General features: G+C 73.4%; 20 protein-coding genes and 1 tRNA gene. 6 read left to right on the forward strand and 15 right to left on the reverse strand.

Annotation, left to right across the window (positions count from 1 at the left end):
- Positions 1–10 precede the first annotated feature (10 nt).
- The gene (locus tag ATL51_RS17230) at positions 11–613 is read left to right on the forward strand and encodes a DUF1707 SHOCT-like domain-containing protein (RefSeq protein ID WP_062399264.1); all 603 of its coding nucleotides are present in this window, start codon (positions 11–13) and stop codon (positions 611–613) included.
- Positions 614–628: 15 nt separating this feature from the next.
- On the opposite strand, the gene ATL51_RS17235 is transcribed toward ATL51_RS17230, so the two are convergent.
- The 4 genes from ATL51_RS17235 to ATL51_RS17250 are packed head-to-tail and all read right to left on the reverse strand — an operon-like array spanning position 629 to position 3160.
- Positions 629–1369: an ABC transporter permease gene (locus ATL51_RS17235; RefSeq protein ID WP_100879195.1), complete on the reverse strand. Its 741-nt coding sequence runs from the start codon at positions 1367–1369 to the stop codon at positions 629–631.
- Positions 1366–2238: an ABC transporter ATP-binding protein gene (locus ATL51_RS17240; RefSeq protein ID WP_100879196.1), complete on the reverse strand. Its 873-nt coding sequence runs from the start codon at positions 2236–2238 to the stop codon at positions 1366–1368. The genes ATL51_RS17235 and ATL51_RS17240 overlap by 4 nt, the downstream gene beginning before the upstream one ends.
- Positions 2235–2552 carry a transcriptional regulator gene (locus ATL51_RS17245; RefSeq protein ID WP_073573850.1) on the reverse strand — a complete coding sequence of 106 codons (318 nt, stop codon included), beginning with the start codon at positions 2550–2552 and terminating at the stop codon, positions 2235–2237. The genes ATL51_RS17240 and ATL51_RS17245 overlap by 4 nt, the downstream gene beginning before the upstream one ends.
- Complete coding sequence (locus tag ATL51_RS17250) at positions 2549–3160, reverse strand: hypothetical protein (RefSeq protein ID WP_100879197.1); 612 nt, start codon at positions 3158–3160, stop codon at positions 2549–2551. Before ATL51_RS17250 ends, ATL51_RS17245 begins: the two co-directional genes overlap by 4 nt.
- 160 nt (positions 3161–3320) lie before the next feature.
- On the opposite strand from ATL51_RS17250, the gene ATL51_RS17255 reads away from it, so the two are divergent.
- On the forward strand, positions 3321–3776 hold the full coding sequence (locus ATL51_RS17255) for a GtrA family protein (RefSeq protein ID WP_100879198.1): 456 nt from the start codon (positions 3321–3323) through the stop codon (positions 3774–3776).
- A 22-nt stretch (positions 3777–3798) separates the two neighbouring features.
- Here the strand turns inward: ATL51_RS17255 and ATL51_RS17260 are convergent, their stop codons facing one another.
- From ATL51_RS17260 to ATL51_RS17285, 6 genes are all read right to left on the reverse strand, one after another.
- On the reverse strand, positions 3799–4812 hold the full coding sequence (locus ATL51_RS17260) for a hypothetical protein (protein WP_100879199.1): 1014 nt from the start codon (positions 4810–4812) through the stop codon (positions 3799–3801).
- Positions 4813–4988: 176 nt separating this feature from the next.
- Entirely contained in the window at positions 4989–5894 is a 906-nt protein-coding gene (gene glfT1 / locus ATL51_RS17265) for a galactofuranosyltransferase GlfT1 (protein WP_100879200.1), read from the reverse strand.
- Complete coding sequence (wzt, locus tag ATL51_RS17270) at positions 5891–6643, reverse strand: galactan export ABC transporter ATP-binding subunit Wzt/RfbE (RefSeq protein WP_083657998.1); 753 nt, start codon at positions 6641–6643, stop codon at positions 5891–5893. Before wzt ends, glfT1 begins: the two co-directional genes overlap by 4 nt.
- Positions 6644–6649: 6 nt before the next feature.
- A complete protein-coding gene (wzm, locus tag ATL51_RS17275; RefSeq protein ID WP_083657999.1) occupies positions 6650–7516 on the reverse strand; it encodes a galactan export ABC transporter permease subunit Wzm/RfbD in 867 nt (288 codons plus the stop codon).
- 87 nt (positions 7517–7603) lie between these two features.
- Positions 7604–8149 (reverse strand): bacterial proteasome activator family protein, encoded by a 546-nt coding sequence (locus tag ATL51_RS17280; protein ID WP_073573815.1) that lies wholly within the window; start codon positions 8147–8149, stop codon positions 7604–7606.
- Between the two features lie 15 nt (positions 8150–8164).
- Positions 8165–9151 carry an NAD(P)H-quinone oxidoreductase gene (locus ATL51_RS17285; RefSeq protein ID WP_100879201.1) on the reverse strand — a complete coding sequence of 329 codons (987 nt, stop codon included), beginning with the start codon at positions 9149–9151 and terminating at the stop codon, positions 8165–8167.
- Positions 9152–9205: 54 nt separating this feature from the next.
- Here ATL51_RS17285 and ATL51_RS17290 point away from each other — a divergent pair, with 54 nt between their 5' ends.
- Positions 9206–9892 (forward strand): GNAT family N-acetyltransferase, encoded by a 687-nt coding sequence (locus ATL51_RS17290; RefSeq protein WP_100879202.1) that lies wholly within the window; start codon positions 9206–9208, stop codon positions 9890–9892.
- Here the strand turns inward: ATL51_RS17290 and ATL51_RS17295 are convergent.
- Both ATL51_RS17295 and ATL51_RS17300 read right to left on the reverse strand, forming a co-directional pair.
- The gene (locus tag ATL51_RS17295; protein WP_100879203.1) at positions 9885–10502 is read right to left on the reverse strand and encodes a VC0807 family protein; all 618 of its coding nucleotides are present in this window, start codon (positions 10500–10502) and stop codon (positions 9885–9887) included. The genes ATL51_RS17290 and ATL51_RS17295 overlap by 8 nt on opposite strands.
- On the reverse strand, positions 10499–11353 hold the full coding sequence (locus ATL51_RS17300) for an alpha/beta fold hydrolase (protein ID WP_100879204.1): 855 nt from the start codon (positions 11351–11353) through the stop codon (positions 10499–10501). The genes ATL51_RS17295 and ATL51_RS17300 overlap by 4 nt, the downstream gene beginning before the upstream one ends.
- Before the next feature lie 82 nt (positions 11354–11435).
- Here ATL51_RS17300 and ATL51_RS17305 point away from each other — a divergent pair, with 82 nt between their 5' ends.
- The gene (locus tag ATL51_RS17305) at positions 11436–12026 is read left to right on the forward strand and encodes a TetR/AcrR family transcriptional regulator (protein ID WP_100880768.1); all 591 of its coding nucleotides are present in this window, start codon (positions 11436–11438) and stop codon (positions 12024–12026) included.
- On the opposite strand, the gene ypfJ is transcribed toward ATL51_RS17305, so the two are convergent.
- Together ypfJ and ATL51_RS17315 are read right to left on the reverse strand one after the other, a co-directional pair.
- Positions 12023–12958 (reverse strand): KPN_02809 family neutral zinc metallopeptidase, encoded by a 936-nt coding sequence (ypfJ, locus tag ATL51_RS17310; protein ID WP_100879205.1) that lies wholly within the window; start codon positions 12956–12958, stop codon positions 12023–12025. The two genes, ATL51_RS17305 and ypfJ, sit on opposite strands and share 4 nt — an antisense overlap.
- Before the next feature lie 81 nt (positions 12959–13039).
- Positions 13040–13906, reverse strand: a complete 867-nt coding sequence (locus ATL51_RS17315) for an AraC family transcriptional regulator (protein ID WP_301549062.1) — start codon at positions 13904–13906, stop codon at positions 13040–13042.
- Positions 13907–13986: 80 nt separating this feature from the next.
- Between ATL51_RS17315 and ATL51_RS17320 the strand changes: the two genes are divergently transcribed.
- Complete coding sequence (locus ATL51_RS17320; protein ID WP_157818408.1) at positions 13987–14682, forward strand: class I SAM-dependent methyltransferase; 696 nt, start codon at positions 13987–13989, stop codon at positions 14680–14682.
- A gap of 23 nt (positions 14683–14705) precedes the next feature.
- Positions 14706–14791: transfer RNA gene (locus ATL51_RS17325), tRNA-Ser, on the forward strand.
- Positions 14792–15232: 441 nt separating this feature from the next.
- Here the strand turns inward: ATL51_RS17325 and ATL51_RS17330 are convergent.
- Positions 15233–15631, reverse strand: a complete 399-nt coding sequence (locus tag ATL51_RS17330) for a GlcG/HbpS family heme-binding protein (protein ID WP_208623009.1) — start codon at positions 15629–15631, stop codon at positions 15233–15235.

The following is a 15631-nucleotide window of genomic DNA, read 5'->3' on the forward strand; positions in this document are numbered from 1 at the left end:
CCCTGGTGGGGTGACCGGTGCGCGGCTACCCGGAGAGGGTCGGGAGATCAGGATCTCCGACGCCGACCGCGAGCGCGCCGCGACGCGGCTCAACCGTGCGATGGCCGAGGGCCGGATCTCGGTCGAGGAGCTGCAGGAGCGGCTGTCGGTCGTCTACGGCGCCCGGTTCGGCTCCGAGCTGCTCCCCGTGCTGTCCGACCTGCCCGGGGACCCGCTGGACCTGTCCGCGGACGTCCTGGCCACCCCGGTCGGTCCGCCCACGGTGCTGCGTGGCGGCGTCGGCGGGGTCAAGCGCCGCGGCGACTGGGCGGTCCCGGCCCGGCTGCGGGTGCAGACCTCGCTCGGCGCGGTCCTGCTGGACTTCTGCGACGCGCAGCTGCCCATGCCCGTCGTCGAGGTGGAGCTGGAGCTCGGCGCCGGGTCGGCCCGGCTGCTGGTCCCGGAGAACGCCACCGCCGACGTCGACGGCCTCGTCTCCCAGTACGGCTCGGTCCGCTCGAAGATGCCCAGCCGCGCCGTCCACGGCCGCCCGCACTTCCGCGTCTACGGCCGGACGGCCGCCGGCTCGGTCACGGTGCGGACCCGCTACACCTTTGCCGGCCGCCACTTCTGAGTGCCGGCCCGGGGCTCACCGGAAGCGGCGCCCCTCGTCGCGGCGGTACGCCCAGCCCACCAGCAGCGCCAGCCCGACCGTCCACGCCGCGAACGCGCCCAGCGCCAGACTGCTCGGGACCGGCCCGCCGAGCGACCACAGCAGCAGGTCACGCGCCCCGCGGGTGGGCAGCACCTCGGTCGCGCGGGCCAGCCAGCCGGGGAACAGCTCCGGCGGCAGCAGCAGCCCGCCACCGAAGGCCATCGGGAAGAACGCCAGCTGGGTCACCGGCAGCGCTGCCTTGGTCGGCAGCGAGTAGCCGATCGCGAGCCCGCCGAACAGGAACGGCAGCCCGGCCACCAGGAGCGTCACGAACGCGAACGGCAGCCGCGCCGGTTCCACGTACGCCGGCGTGAGCAGTGCCCCCAGCACGACCACCGGCAGCATCCCGAGCAGCGCGAACAGCGCCCCGACCGCGAGTCGCCCCAGGACCCGGGCCGACGGCGGCGCCGGCAACGTCCGCAGGTACGGGTCCCACGGCTTCTCCCGGTCGTCGGCCACGCCCACGCCGAAGGTGAACAGGAACCCGCTGAGCACCCCGAAGAGTGCGAGCTGGGCGACCGCGCGGGTCGCGGCGGCCGGGTCGTCGCCCCAGTCGAACGGCAGCACGAAGAAGCACAGGGTCAGGGCCGGGAACAGCGCGGTGGACAGCACCGCGACGGGGATCCGCAGCTGCTCCAGGATCAGGTAGCGGGCGTGCGCTGCGGCGATGCTCACGACGGGCCTCCGGTCAGGGTCAGGAACGCGTCCTCCAGCGACGCCCGGGACACCGACAGGCCGGTGAAGGGCACGTCGTGCCGGACGAGGGTGCGGACCAGCTCGTCGGCGTCGGCGGTGTGCAGGGTGACGTGGTCGCCGTCGCGCTCGGTCCGCTCGACGCCGGGCAGGTCGGGAAGGGTCGCCGCGCGGAAGGACACCCGCCCCACCCGGACGGCTCCGCGGACGGCGTCGACGTCGCCGTCGGCGCGGATCCGCCCGCCCGCCAGGACGACGACGCGCTCGGCCAGCGACTCGATCTCGTCGAGGTAGTGGGTGGTCAGCAGCACCGTCCCGCCGCCGGCGTGGAACGCGCGCACGGTGTCCCACAGGGCGCGGCGGCCCTCGACGTCCAGGCCGGTCGTCGGCTCGTCGAGCAGCACCAGCCGAGGGCGGCCGATGAACGCGAGCGCGAGCGCGAGGCGACGCTTCTGGCCGCCGGACAGCCCGCCCGCCTGGCGTCGTTCCAGCCCGTCGAGGCCGAAGCGCCCCAGCAGCTCACCGGCCCCGACCGGGTCGGGGAAGTGGGCGCCGACGAACCGGACGATCTCCCCGACGCGCAGTGTGTCGGGCAGCCCGGTCTGCTGCGGGGTGGTGCCCAGCGCGACCCGGTTCGCCGCGTCACGCGGGTCCCCGCCGAACAGCCGCACCGTGCCGGTGTCCGGTCGGCGCAGCCCGGACACGAGGTTGACCAGCGTCGACTTGCCCGCCCCGTTCGGTCCGAGCAGGCCGGTCAGGCTGCCGGGTTCCAGGACGAGGTCGACGTCGTCGAGGGCTACGGTGTCGCCGTAGCGGCGGGTCACCCCGTGCAGCTCCACCGGTGCGGTCACGACGGCACCTCCGACGGGTCGGCCGCCGGGTCGAGCAGAGCCCGCAGCGCGGCCGTGTAGTCCTCGAAGGCCCGCCTACCCGTTCTCGTCAGTTCGACGAAGGTCACCGGGGTGCGCCGCTGGTGGGTCTTGGTGATCGCGACGTAGCCCGCGTCCTCCAGCTTGCGCAGGTGGGTGGACAGGTTGCCCGCGGTCATGCCGAGCAGCTCCTGCAGCCGCGGGAAGGTCATGCGGTCGCCGTCGTCGAGGGCGGCGAGGGTGGCGGTGACCCGCAGTCGGGCCTGGGCGTGGATGACGGGGTCGAGCTCGGTCACCGGACCGCCCGCGCCCGCGTCCACAGCCCGGTGGCGACCAGGGCGCCACCGCCGACGACCGCCAGTGTCAGCGCGTGCCACGGCGCCGGGACGAACGGCAGCGCCGCGCCGAGCACCAGCAGGCCGAGCCCGAGCGCGTAGTCCGGGATGTTGCGCCAGACCGCGGCCCCGACCGCGAACAGGCCGCCGGTGACGAACACGAACAGCGCGGGCATGGCGAACCCGACCGGCGCCCCGAGCCGGCCCAGACCGACCGTCAGCGCGACGACCCCGATCATCGCCACCGGCCACACCCAGCCGTAGAGGGCGCCGTGCAGCTGGCTCGGCCCGGTGACGCCGCGTCCCATCCGGGCGCCGACCAGACCGCTGGCGATCGACCCCCCGGCGATCGCCAGCCCCGTGAGGACGCCCGCGGTGGCCGCGGTGACCGCGCCGGTCCCGTTCGCGAACCAGGCGAGCCCGATGACCGCCCAGGCCGCGCCCCAGATCAGATAGAAGATCCAGTACGGCGGGATCTGCCGGGCCTGCTCACGCTCGATGATCGCGAGCGCGTCGGCCGGTGAGCGCGGCGGCTGGTCGTCGACGTCGGTGTCCGTCCGGTCCTGCATGGTTCCCCCACTGCCAACTGGTTTGCTCTGTCACTAACTTTGTACGGCAAAGTGCATTGCCTTGTCCACGGTCGAGAACGGATCGGCAGCTCGGAGGGGCACGGCCTGCGCTCCGGTGGGTCGACGCGGTCGTTGCGGCGTGCGCCGCTACCCTCGATGGGTGACCGCCACCGAGCCCACCCGGGCCGAGCCCCCGGCCACCGGTCCGGCCGACGGCCCGGCCCCGCGCCTCGGCCTCGTCCGCCAGCTGGGCAGCTTCGTCGCGATCGGTGTGCTCTCCGCGATCGTCGACTTCGGCGTCTACCACCTGCTCCTGAACGCGGGCCTGTGGGTGCCGTTCGCGAAGGGCATCAGCTTCATCCTCGGTACGACGACGGCGTACCTGCTCAACAAGCGGTTCACCTTCACCGGCGCGAACACCGGCGGCCGCGCGAGGTTCGCCGGCTTCGTGGCCCTCTACGGCACGACGCTGGCCGTCAACGTCGCTGTGAACTCGCTGGTCCTGCACGTCCTGCCGCCGATGGAGTGGGACGTGACGCTGGCGTGGGTGATCGCCCAGGGCACCGCCACCGCGATCAACTTCGTCATGCTGCGCTGGGTCATCTTCAAGAACTGACCCGCGTAGGCGTGGCGACCGGTCACGTCGCCCGGCGACCGTCGCACGGGGCGCCACGCGAGGCGACGGGGTGCCGTGCGGTTCCGAGACGGTGGGCGAGGCGGGCGACCATGCTGCCGTCGGCGAGGTCGGACCAGACCCATCGCACGACGGTCAGGCCCGTGGAACGGATGAGGTCCTCCCGCCGCTTCTCCTCCCAGAGCACCTCACCGAGATCCTGACCGGGCCGCAGTGGGCGGCCGTACTTGATCCGGCCGTCGAACTCCCCGACCACTTCGTGCTCCGGCCAGGCGAAGTCGGCGCGGAACGGCAGACCTGGAACCTCCCACTGGGTGGCCGGGTCCGGGAGGCTCGCGAGGTACATCCGGAACCGGCTACGCGACTCACCGGGGCTCTCGGAGTGGGCGTCTGCCAGCGCGACGACACGCCGTGCCGCGGGGGTACCGACGCGTCCGCCGAACCGGGAGAGCACCTCGGTCAGCTCGTCGACCGTGGTCGCGCCGGGCGGCGGGCGCTCGGACCGTGGCCGCGGCCGGACGTGCTGGTGCAGGGCCGCATCGACCGTCACCAGCGCCTGCTCGGCGGGCACCGTCCGAGCCAGGTCGACGAGTGTCCGGGCCGGCGAGGTGACCAGCAGACCGTCGAGCTCGCGGACGTCGTCGTCCGGTAGCGGAGCCCGGTGCACGGAGGTGCCGTGGCGGTTCCGGCCGCCACCGGTACTGCGTTCCCGTACGGCGTGCACCCGGTCGAGAGGCAGGTTCCAGACCGGGAGCCCGAGGACGAGGGCCGCGGTGACATGGCCGAGGACCGAGCCGGGAGCGAGGTGCGGCGCCGTGGCCCGGGCTCGGAGCAGGTGGGCATGCACCGGCGAGCGCGGTTCGTCGTCACCGAGCCGGTAGGAGCCCCGCCGGACCGGGACGAGCACGCGGGCGCGGACGAGGCGGTCGATCTCGTCGACGGCGAGGCCTGCGCCCAGCAACGCCGACCGGTGCAGGAGCCCGGCCGGATCCGGAGGCACGTGGTCGAGGCGATCCATGCGTCCGAGACTGCCGCCGTACGCCGCCCGCCACCGACATCCCCACCGCCCTGTGGACGAACCTGCCGGTTGTGGACAGGTTCGTGGCGACCCGTCACGTCCCGCGGCGCTCGCCGCGGCGGTCGCCGCACGACGTCACAGGACGCCACGCCTGTTCGGGGCCAGTGGGCGATCGGTCAGGGGGCGCGGTGGAACTGCTCGCGGCGGCCCTGGCGGAGCAGGGTCAGCCAGTCGCGGAAGGCGCGCGGGTCGCGTTTCGTCACCAGGAAGTACCAGGCGAACCTCGGCAGCTCCAGGAGGCCGATCCTCCGCATCCCGGGCTGGGACATCAGGTAGCCGCGGTTGCGGTAGGTGTAGTAGCGCTTGACCTCGTCGCCCGGGTCCTGGGCGTGCAGCCGCCCGCCCAGCATCGGCTTGAACTCGTCGGAGCCGTAGGGGTGCAGGTAGGTGGCCTGCAGCGCGGTGCCGAAGGGAAGCCCGGACCGGACCATCCGGCGGTGCATCTCCACCTCGTCGCCGCGGACGAACAGGCGCAGGTCCGGCACCCCGATGACCTCCAGCGTGGAGGCCCGGAAGAGGGCGCCGTTGAAGAACGAGGCGATCCCGGGGAGCAGGTCGTCGGGGCCCAGTGCCGAGCGGGACCGGTGCCAGGTGACGCCTCGGCGCAGCGGGAAGGCGAGGCGGTCCGGGTCGGCCTTGTCGGCGACCACCGGTGACACCGCGGCGAGTCCGTGCCGCGACGCGACGTCGAGCAGCGTGGCGAGGGTGGACTCGTCGGCGGCGTGGCCGTCGTCGTCGGCCAAGAAGATCCACTCCGCGCCCATGGCGAGTGCGTGCAGCATCCCCAGGGCGAAGCCGCCCGCGCCGCCGAGGTTGGACCACGAGGGGAGCCACGTCGTCGGCAGCGGGCAGGCCTCGACCGCGTCACGCGCGGGCAGGTCCGGCCCGTTGTCGACGACGATCAGGTGCGCCAGCGGGTGGGTCTGCTTCGCCATCGCCGCGAGCGAGTCGACGAGCAGCTCGGCCCGGTGCCGCGTGACGATGACGCCGACGACCGAGCCGGGCGGGAGCGGTCCGGTCACGACGGGGTTCGCCCCTTGTAGTGGTCGAGGACCTCGTGCAGCGGGCCGTACTCCTTGATCGTCCCGTGCTCCATCCACAGCGCGGTGTCGCACAGGTCGGCGAGGAACTCGTCGGAGTGCGAGGCGAAGACCAGGATCCCGGAGCGGTCGACGAGCTCGTGGAGCCGGTTGCGGGCCTTGTTCAGGAACTCCGCGTCGACGGCGCCGATGCCCTCGTCGAGCAGCAGGATCTCGGGGTCGATCGAGGTGACGACGCCGAGAGCGAGCCGCACCCGCATACCCGTGGAGTACGCCCGCAGCGGCATCTCCAGGTAGTCGCCCAGCTCGGTGAAGGCGGCGATGTCGTCGATCCGCGCCTCCATCTGCTTGCGTGTCATGCCCAGGAACAGGCCGCGGATCAGGATGTTCTCGTAGCCGGAGATCTCCGGGTCCATCCCGACGGCGAGGTCGAACACGGGCGCGACCTTGCCGCGGACCAGCGAGCGACCGCGGGTGGGCTCGTAGATGCCGGCCATCAGCCGCAGCAGCGTGGACTTGCCGGCGCCGTTGTGCCCGACGAGCGCGACGCGGGCGCCCTTGTCCAGGCTGACGGTGATGTCGCGCAGCGCCTCGATGATCGGCACCTTGGCGTCGGTGCCGATCCGGCCGCCCGCCTTGCCGAGGACGGCCTTCTTCAGCGACCGCGTCTTGGCGTCGAAGATCGGGAAGTCGACGGCGGCGCGGTCGATCCGGATGCGGGGTTCAGTCACAGAGGTTCACACCCAGTACGCGACGCGGGAGCGGTAGTTGCGCAGGCAGATCAGGGCCGCGGCCCAGCCGACGATCGTGATCACGCCCGTGACCAGCCAGTACCGGCCGACGATCTCCTGGCCGAGCAGCGGCTGGCGCACGATCTCGACGAAGTGGAAGACCGGGTTCAGCTCGACCAGCTGGGCGCGCTCGCGCGCGGCCGGGTTGTCGCTCAGGATGTCGACCGACCAGACGATCGGGGTCAGGTAGAACACCAGCTGGGTGACGCTGGCGATGATCGGGGGGATGTCGCGGAACCGGGTCGCGAGGATCCCGGCGAGGATCGCGACCCAGGCGCCGTTGATCGCCAGCAGCGCGAACGCCGGGATCGCCAGCAGCGTCGACAGCCCCAGCGGATGCGGGAACACGATCATCAGCACGACCCAGACGACCAGGTTGTGCAGGAAGAACAGCGTCTGCCGCCACACGAGCCGGTAGATGTGCAGGCTGAGCGGGGCGGGCAGGAACTTGATCAGGCCCTCGTTGGCGATGAAGACCTCGCTGCCCTCGAGGATGCAGCCGGACACGAAGTTCCAGATCAGCAGCCCGACGGCGACGTGCGGCAGGAACGTCGCCAGCGAGATCTGGAACAGCGCCGAGTAGAGGATCCCCAGGCCGAGGGCGATGACGCCCATGCTGATCGAGATCCACAGCGGTCCCAGGACGGAGCGGCGGTAGCGCTGCTTGATGTCCTGCCAGCCGAGGTAGCCCCACAGCGGCCGTTGCCGCCAGCCCTGGGCGAGGTCCGCGAAGGCCCGCCGCCAGCTGCGCGGGCTCGACACCTCGGACGGGTCGACGACGTCACCCGGCTCGTCGGTCACGGTCACGGCCACCCGGTGAGGGTACTCAGACGCGGTCCGCGGGCCCGGCAGGGGAGGCCCCGGCCGGGACACCGCGAAACCGCAGGTCGTCGTCGTGCGTCAGAGGTACTGCCCGGTTCCCCGGCCCATGCCCTCGGGGACGCCGCCCTGCTCCGGCCCGCCGACGCCCGGGGGCAGCCCGCGACGCATCTGCTCCAGCTGTGCCCGCGCGGCCATCTGCTGGGCGAACAACGCGGTCTGGATGCCGTGGAACAGACCTTCCAGCCAGCCGACCAGCTGGGCCTGGGCGATCCGCAGCTCACCCTCCGACGGGATCGTGTCCGCCGTGAACGGCAGGCTGAGCCGCTGCAGCTCCTCGCGCAGCTCCGGCGCCAGGCCCTCCTCGAGCTCCTTGACGGAGTTCTCGTGGATCTCCTTGAGCCGCTCGCGGGACGCCTCGTCCAGCGGTGCGGCCTTCACCTCCTCGAGCAGCTGCTTGATCATGGTGCCGATCCGCATGACCTTCGCGGGCTGCTCCACCATCGACGCGGGGCTCTGACCCTCGTCGTCCTGCGGAACCGAGGCCATGCCCACCGGGCGCCCGTCGGCGCCGACCACCACGACCCGGTCCCCGGGGGTCTCCTGCTCGTCGCTCATGCCCGCCATTCTGGACCCGCCCGCTCAGGAGTTCACGAGGAGGAGCTTGCCGGTCACCCCACCGGCGTCCAGCCTGCGGTGCGCGTCGGCGGCGTCGGACATCGCGAACCGCTCGAAGACCACCGGCTTCACCCGGCCGTCGGCGAACAGCGGCCAGACGTTCTCCCGGACCCCGTCGACGATCTCGGCCTTCGAGTGCGGGCCGTCGACCGGGCGGCCGCGCAGGCCCATCGCCGAGACGTGGCCGCGCTTGGCGAGCAGTGCGCCGATGTTCAGCTCGGCCTTCACCCCGCCCTGCATCCCGATGATCATCAGTCGTCCGTCGCGGGCGAGCGCGGACAGGTTGTTCGCCAGGCCCTTGGCGCCCATGTTGTCGAGGATGACGTCGGCGCCGTGGCCGTCGGTGGCCTTCTTCAGCTCCTCGGCGATGTCGTCGTGGTAGTCGATGACGATGTCGGCGCCCAGATCGCGGCAGAACTGCAGCCGGTCGGCGTGGCCCGCGGTGGCGGCGACGCGCGCGCCGAGCGCCTTCGCGACCTGGATCGCGTGCGTTCCGATGCCCGACGAGCCGCCCTGGACCAGGAACGTCTCGCCCTCGGCGAGCCGGCCTTCCAGGAACACGTTCGACCAGACGGTGCAGGCGACCTCGGGGAGGCCGCCCGCCTCCTCCAGAGAGACGCCCGCGGGGACGGGCAGCAGCTGCGGGGCCGGGACGGCCACCTTCGTCGCGTAGCCGCCGCCGGCGAGCAGGGCGCACACCTCGTCGCCGACCGACCAGCCGGTCACGCCCGCACCGAGCGCGGCGATCCGGCCCGCGCACTCCAGACCCAGGATCTCCGACGCGCCGGGCGGGACCGGGTAGTTCCCCTGGACCTGCAGGAGGTCGGCCCGGTTGACGGCCGAGGAGACGATGTCGAGCACGACCTCGCCCGGGCCGGGCTCGGGATCGGGCACCTCCGCCCACGTCATCTGCTCAGGTCCGCCGTACTCGGTCAGGGTGATCGCCCACATGGGAGCCGACGGTATTCCGTGGCGCGCCCGTCGGCGATCCGGCACGGTCGACCGATGGACGTGCTCCCCGCGCCGATCGACCCGGTGCCCGACCCGTGGCCGATGTCCGGGCTGACCCTGCGGACCCCGCGCCTGGAGCTGCGCGTCGAGGACGACGCGTCGGTCCGGGAGCTGATCGCGGCCGTGCACGAGAGCGGGATCCACCCGTCGTCGGAGATGCCGTTCCGCGTCCCGTGGACCCGGGCCGACCCGCGGCACCTGGGGCGCGGCATCGCGCAGTACGTCTGGTCGAACCGCGCGAAGGCGTCGCCGGACTGGTGGACGCTGCAGTTCGTCGTGCGCGCCGAGGGCCGGGTGGTCGGCCTGCAGGACGTCGTGGGCGACCGGTTCGGTGTGCGTCGTGAGATCGCGACCGGCTCGTACCTCGTGCGACGGGCGCAGGGCCGCGGTCACGGCACCGAGATGCGGGCCGCGGTGCTGGCCTTCGCGTTCGACCACCTCGGCGCGGTGGCGGCGCGCTCGGAGTACCTGGCGGGCAACCCGAGGTCCGCGGCCGTGTCGGCCCGGCTCGGGTACCGCGACGACGGCACCGCCACGATCGTCCACGGCGATGCCCGGATCACCGAGTACCGGGTGCTGCTCGCCCGGGAGGAGTTCGTGCGGCCCGGGTGGGAGCTCGGCGTCGACGGCTACACCGCGGACCTGGCGGCGTTCCTGGCGGCCGACCCGCCGGTCAGCTGAAGACCAGCTCGCGGTGGCGCGGCAGACGCAGCCACACCTGCCCGGCGACGAGGAGTACCGCCAGCACGACGCACCACTGCACGGCGTGCACCGCGGGCACCATGTCGATCGGCAGGGTGTGGGCGACCACCACCCGCAGGGCGGCGTCGAGGAACAGGCCCGCCGCCCAACCGGCCGTCAGCCACCGCCAGATCCCGCGGAACCGGGCGGAACGGGCCCAGCGGAGGTCCCACTCGTCGGGGCTGTGGCCGGTCTCGGTGAGGGTGAGTCTGCCGATCGTGAACAGCACCGGCCGTGCCGAGGGGACGCTCGCGAGCAGCACGACGCCCAGGGCGGCGGTGACCAGCGCCTCGCGGGCGAGCAGGACGCGGTCGTCGCCGCCGACCAGCGCGGTCGCCGCGCTCGCCACGCACAGGACGAGCACGAGTACCGCGAACCACTTGACGCGCCGGTGCCGCAGCAGCACCCACAGCGCCCGTCCCGCCGGGACCGCGGCCCCGGCGAGCAGCGCGGGCCCTGGCGCGACCCCGCCCGCCCGCAGGCCGTAGAAGAGCACCAGCGGCGCGACGACGTCGCCGAGCACGGTGGCCGCGAGCTCCCGGCGCCTCACGACGCCGCCACCAGCGACGACAGCCGCTCGGCGACGCGGTCGGGGAACTCGCCGGGCAGCGCGTGCGTGGCGTCCGGCCACACCTCGACGGTGCCGCGCGGCAGCAGCGCGGCCCGTTCGCGGGCCCGGCCGGCGTCGAGCATCGTGCTGCGCCCGCCGAGCAGCACCAGGGTGCCGACGCCGACCGCCGCCACGTCGCGGGCGGTGGGCAGCGGCGGAAGCGGGACCGCCGGGGCGTAGCCGGACAGGCCCGCCTCGATCAGCTCGGCGACCGGGTCCCCGGCGACGTCGGCACCTCCGCCCAGCCGGGCCACGAACCGGCGCCGCAGCCACGACGGAGCGCCGGGCAGCGCACCGAGCGACGCGGCGACGGTCCCCGGCGGGATGCGCGTGAACGTGAGTGCCGGGTCGAGCAGGGTCAGCGTCCGGATCCCGGCCGGGGCACGGCGGGCAACCTCGAACGCCAGGCGCCCGCCCATCGAGGTCCCGACGAGGTGGCACGGCCCGAGCGCGTCGAGCACGTCGCGCAGCCAGCGGAGCTGGTCGTCGACCGACCGGATCGGTACGTCCTGGGTGCTGGCACCCGGGCCGCCGAGCGGGTCGACGAGGTGCACGGTCGCGAGCCGCCGCAGTGGCGGCACGTTCGACGCCCAGCTCACTCCCGGCGAGCCCGCCCCGGGCAGCAGGACGATCGGGTCACCCGGCGGTCCGGCGCAGGTCAGGACGTGCACGGTGCCGTGACTGGTGCCGATGTCGCGGGTGCTCGTGGGCCCCAGCCCGGCGACGACGGCGCGGTGCAGCGCGCGGAAGCGGTCGCGGGTCGCGGTGCTGGTGAAGTGGCCGGTGCGCATCGGTCCCCCTCTTCGCGATACGATCGGACTGTAAAAGGAGGCGGGACTTCTCGCAAGCCGATCGGACCGGAACGGGGTGGCGATGCCCAAGGTGGTCGACCACGGCCTGCGGCGCGACGAGATCGCGCGGGCGCTGTGGCGGATCGCGGCCGCTGAGGGCCTGGAGGCGGTCAGCCTGGCGCGGGTCGCGCAGGAGGCCGGGGTGTCCAAGGGGCGGGTGCAGCACTACTTCGCCTCCCGCGACGAGCTGCTGGACTTCGCGGCCCAGCAGCTGCGGCTACGGATCGACGAGCGGGTGCGCGCGCGGATGGCGACGGCCGCGCCGTCGTCGCCGCTGGAGGAGGTCCGCGCCCTGCTGGGCGCGCTGCTCCCACTCGACGACGATGCCCGCACCGACGCCCGTGTCGGCTCGGCGTTCCTGATCCGGTCCCTCGGCGACGAGCGGCTGCGCGAGACCTACCGGGCCGGTGACCGGCTCGTCCACGGGGCCGTCGCCGACCGGCTCGCCGCGGCCCGCGACCTCGGCGAGCTCGCCGCGCTCGACCCGGACCGGGAGGCCCTCGTGTTGCTCGCGCTGGCCGGTGGTCTCGCGGAGTCGGTGCTGCTGGGTGGCATCGACGGCGCCGGTGCGCTCGCCGTGCTGGACCACCAGCTCGGGCGGCTACGGCCCTAGTCGAGGCTGCGTACGGCGAAGGTGTCGCAGGCGTCCGGGTTGCCGCTCTGCAGGCCGGTGGTGAACCACTTCTCGCGCTGCGCGGAGCTGCCGTGCGAGAACTGCGACTCGTCGACCCGGCCGCCGCCCAGGTTGGACTGGATGTAGTCGTCGCCGATCCGGGACGCGGTGTCGAGTGCGGCGTCGATGTCGGACTGGTTCAGCTCGCTGATCAGCGGCCTGCCCGACGGGCCGGGAGTGGTCGTCGCGTGGTTCGTCCAGACGCCCGCGTAGCAGTCGGCCTGCAGCTCCAGACGCACCGAGCCCGAGGTGGGGCCGGTGTCGTTGCCCGCCCGGCGGTTGGTGCCGGTCAGGTTCTGGATGTGGTGGCCGTACTCGTGGGCCATCACGTAGGCCTGTGAGAACGGCCCGCCCTGCGCGCCGAAGCGGGTCTGCAGCTCGCGGAAGAAGGTGAGGTCGATGTAGATCTCGGAGTCGGCCGGGCAGTAGAACGGCCCGCTGTCCGACGACGCCGAGCCGCAGCCGTCGGTGCTCACCCCGCCGGAGAAGAAGTTCGTCCGCGGCCGCTGGAAGCCCGAGGAGAACTGGGTGGCCCAGAAGTCGTCGAGGGAGTTGACGACGGCGACGACGCGGCAGTCCGTCGAGGTGTTCGCCGACTCGCCGGTGGCGCAGTTCTGCTGCAGCGACGAGTTGTCCGCGGTCTGGCCGGAGCCGACCTGGTCGAGCCCCGGGTAACCGCCGCCCGCGCCCATCCCGGAGATGTCGACGCCCGCGAAGTTCGACAGCAGCAGGTACAGGATGACGCCGACGAGGCCCAGGCCGCCGCCCGCCCCGGCCACCCGGCCGCCGACCCCGCCGCCCCGGCCGCCGCCGGACCCGCGCAGGTCGTCCACTCCGGACGTGTCGAGCCGGGCGTTCTCGTCGAACCGCACGTCGTCCTCCCCGAGATGAGACCGGGGAAATCCCACCACATCGCGCCGGAGCGCAACGGCGCGGACGTCACTCGCCACTCGTCAGGGGGTCCCGGGTCCGGCCCGCCACGTCGCGGCGGGGACGCCGTGCGCGGCCCGGAAGCGGCGGGCGAAGTAGCCGGGGTCGGCGTAGCCGACCCGGCCGCCCACCTCGGCGACCGGCAGGTCGGTGGACGCGAGCAGCCGCCGCGCCTCCCGCATCCGGCGCTCGGTGATCCACTGCTGCACGGTCCGCCCGGTCCCGCGGCGGACGACGGTCGTCAGGTGCCCCGGGGTGAGCCCGACGGCGGCGGCGACGTCGCGCAGCGACAGCGGATCGGCGTACCGCTCCTCGACGACGGTGAACACCGCCGCGAGCAACGGGTCGCCGGACTCGGCGGGCACGTCGTCGACGAGCCGGCCCAGCGCCACCAGCAGCAGGGTCAGGTGGGCGCGGGCGGCCTCGGCGTGACCGTCGCGACGGTGGGAGAGCTCATCGTCGAGGTCGGCGAAGCGGGCCCGCCAGGTCGCCCGGTCCGCCGGCGGGACGCCGATCCGCTGGCCACCGCCGCGGTGGCGTCCGACGAACGGCGCAAGCAGCGGGTGGTCCCGCCAGGACGCGGGCGCGACCGCATCGGCCGGGAAGATGACCGACCACAGCTCGCCGGGCGGCGCCGCGTCCTCCGCGGCGTGGTCGACCACGGCGCCCGGGGCGACGACGAACGCGTCGCCCTCGCCCAGCTCCCAGGTACGCCCGTCGACCCGGTACGTGCACGCGCCCCGCACGACGTGCACCAGCGTCAGGAAGTCGTGCGCGTGCGGTCCGCGCACCCGCGGCAGGTCCACCGGCCCGTCGACGTGCTGGACCGCGATCGGCACCGGGCTGTGCGCGAAACCGATCAGCGGTACGTCCGAACTTCGTCCCACCACGACCACGGATCGTGCCTTGTGAGCAGCTCGGACGCCATGGAGAGTCGATGGGGTACTCGAAGTTCGTCCGAGGGGGAGCGATGACCACCCACGCCCACACGCCGGCGCTCGTCAGCTCGCGGCTGCTGCCCGGCTACGACACCGTGGCCCGGCTCAGCGGTGCCCTCCCGATGTACTGGCGGCTGCTGGCCCAGGCCGGTATCGGCCCACGGGACCGCGTGCTGGAGATCGGCTGCGGCACCGGGAACGTGGTGCTGCGGGCGAAGGAGGCCGTCCCGACGGCGACCGTGTGCGGGATCGACCCCGACCCGGCGGCGGTCGCCGTGGCCCGCCGGAAGGCCGTCGCGGCGGGACTGGACGTGGACTTGCAGGTCGGCGTCGCCGAGGACCTGCCCCTCGACGACGGCAGCGTCGACCGGGTCCTGTCCTCGCTGATGCTGCACCACATCGCCGTCGACGCCCGGGTCGCGGCGCTGCGGGAGGCGCACCGCGTCCTGACGCCGGGCGGGAGCCTGCACCTGGTCGACCTCGACCACGATCCGCGCACCGGCGGACGGATGCACCCCGTCCACAGGGCGCTGTCGCTCCTGGCGCGCCTCGACCCGGCCCACCGCGGATCCCGGCACGGTGGGCACGGTGGGCACGGCCACGGACACGGCCATGCCGCGCAGCCGGTGCCGGACCTGCTCGGCGCCGCGGGGTTCGCCGAGGCGGTGGTCGTCGGACACGGGGCGACCAGGATGGGGCCGATCACCTACTACCGTGCGGAGCGCTGAGCGGTCCCGTTACCCTCCCGTGCGGAAGCGTGGCAGAGCGGCCGAATGCACCCGCCTTGAAAGCGGGCGTCCGAAAGGACCGGGGGTTCGAATCCCCCCGCTTCCGCCACAGGTCAGACCCATGATCGACGATCACGACCGGTCCCCCGGGTCCTCGTTGACAACAACGGGTGACAACAACCCGCCGGTGACAGCGCGCACTGAGCTGTGCGGGGAGCTGCTCTCGTGACAGCGAGCGTCAGCAGGACGTTCTCGGTGATCATTTGTCGAGCCCCCCTCCGGACCGGTGAGGACCTTCTTCACGTCTTCAAGCCGGCCCTGACGGGCCGGACGGGCGGCGTCGCTGCCGTCCGCCTATCGCCTCCGGCCCGGCGGCCGGCGCGCGCACGCCCGCCACCGTCGACCAACTCGAAACGACGAGAAGCCGCACCGCCGGGACGAACCGAGGGTGCGGCAACGAGCAGAGGCCGGCGCCCGAGCAGGCCACGGGAGGTGAGCCGGGCCGACGGACGTCGAGGGGAGACCTACCCCGACTCAGCCGGGGGCCAGCTCATCCGAACGCTGCGCGCGCGACCTCGGCATCTTGATCCGGTGTGCCGCCGGACACGCCGATTCCACCGATCAAGACGCCGGCCTCGTCGAACACCGGCATTCCTCCGCCCATCAGGAGCAGGTCGCTGATGTGGTCGAAATGTGGCAGCGGCTGTCCGGGCTGAACCGGCGTGCTCAGGGCCTCGCTCGGCGACTGGAACATCACAGCTGTGCGTGCTTTCGCCACCGCCAGGTCGTGTGAGGCGAGCCAAGCGCCGTCCATCCGGACGAAGGCCACCATGTTCGCCCCGGCGTCGAGGACGGCGAACACGGCGCGTAGCCCCATGCGGTCGGCTGCATCGCGCCCCTGCTCGATCAGTCGGTGTGCGTGGTCGATACCGATCCCGCGGTACGGCAC

Source organism: Pseudonocardia alni (genome assembly GCF_002813375.1).
Lineage (GTDB): Bacteria > Actinomycetota > Actinomycetes > Mycobacteriales > Pseudonocardiaceae > Pseudonocardia > Pseudonocardia alni.

Coding starts and splice junctions, on each gene's coding strand:
- ATL51_RS17250 (WP_100879197.1), bottom strand. CDS start 3,160: ATGCAGGACCGGACGGACACCGACGTCGACGACCAGCCGCCGCGCTCA.
- ATL51_RS17260 (WP_100879199.1), bottom strand. CDS start 4,812: ATGGATCGCCTCGACCACGTGCCTCCGGATCCGGCCGGGCTCCTGCAC.
- ATL51_RS17280 (WP_073573815.1), bottom strand. CDS start 8,149: ATGGCGGGCATGAGCGACGAGCAGGAGACCCCCGGGGACCGGGTCGTG.
- ATL51_RS17285 (WP_100879201.1), bottom strand. CDS start 9,151: ATGTGGGCGATCACCCTGACCGAGTACGGCGGACCTGAGCAGATGACG.
- ATL51_RS17290 (WP_100879202.1), top strand. CDS start 9,206: ATGGACGTGCTCCCCGCGCCGATCGACCCGGTGCCCGACCCGTGGCCG.
- ATL51_RS17300 (WP_100879204.1), bottom strand. CDS start 11,353: ATGCGCACCGGCCACTTCACCAGCACCGCGACCCGCGACCGCTTCCGC.
- ATL51_RS17305 (WP_100880768.1), top strand. CDS start 11,436: ATGCCCAAGGTGGTCGACCACGGCCTGCGGCGCGACGAGATCGCGCGG.
- ATL51_RS17320 (WP_157818408.1), top strand. CDS start 13,987: ATGACCACCCACGCCCACACGCCGGCGCTCGTCAGCTCGCGGCTGCTG.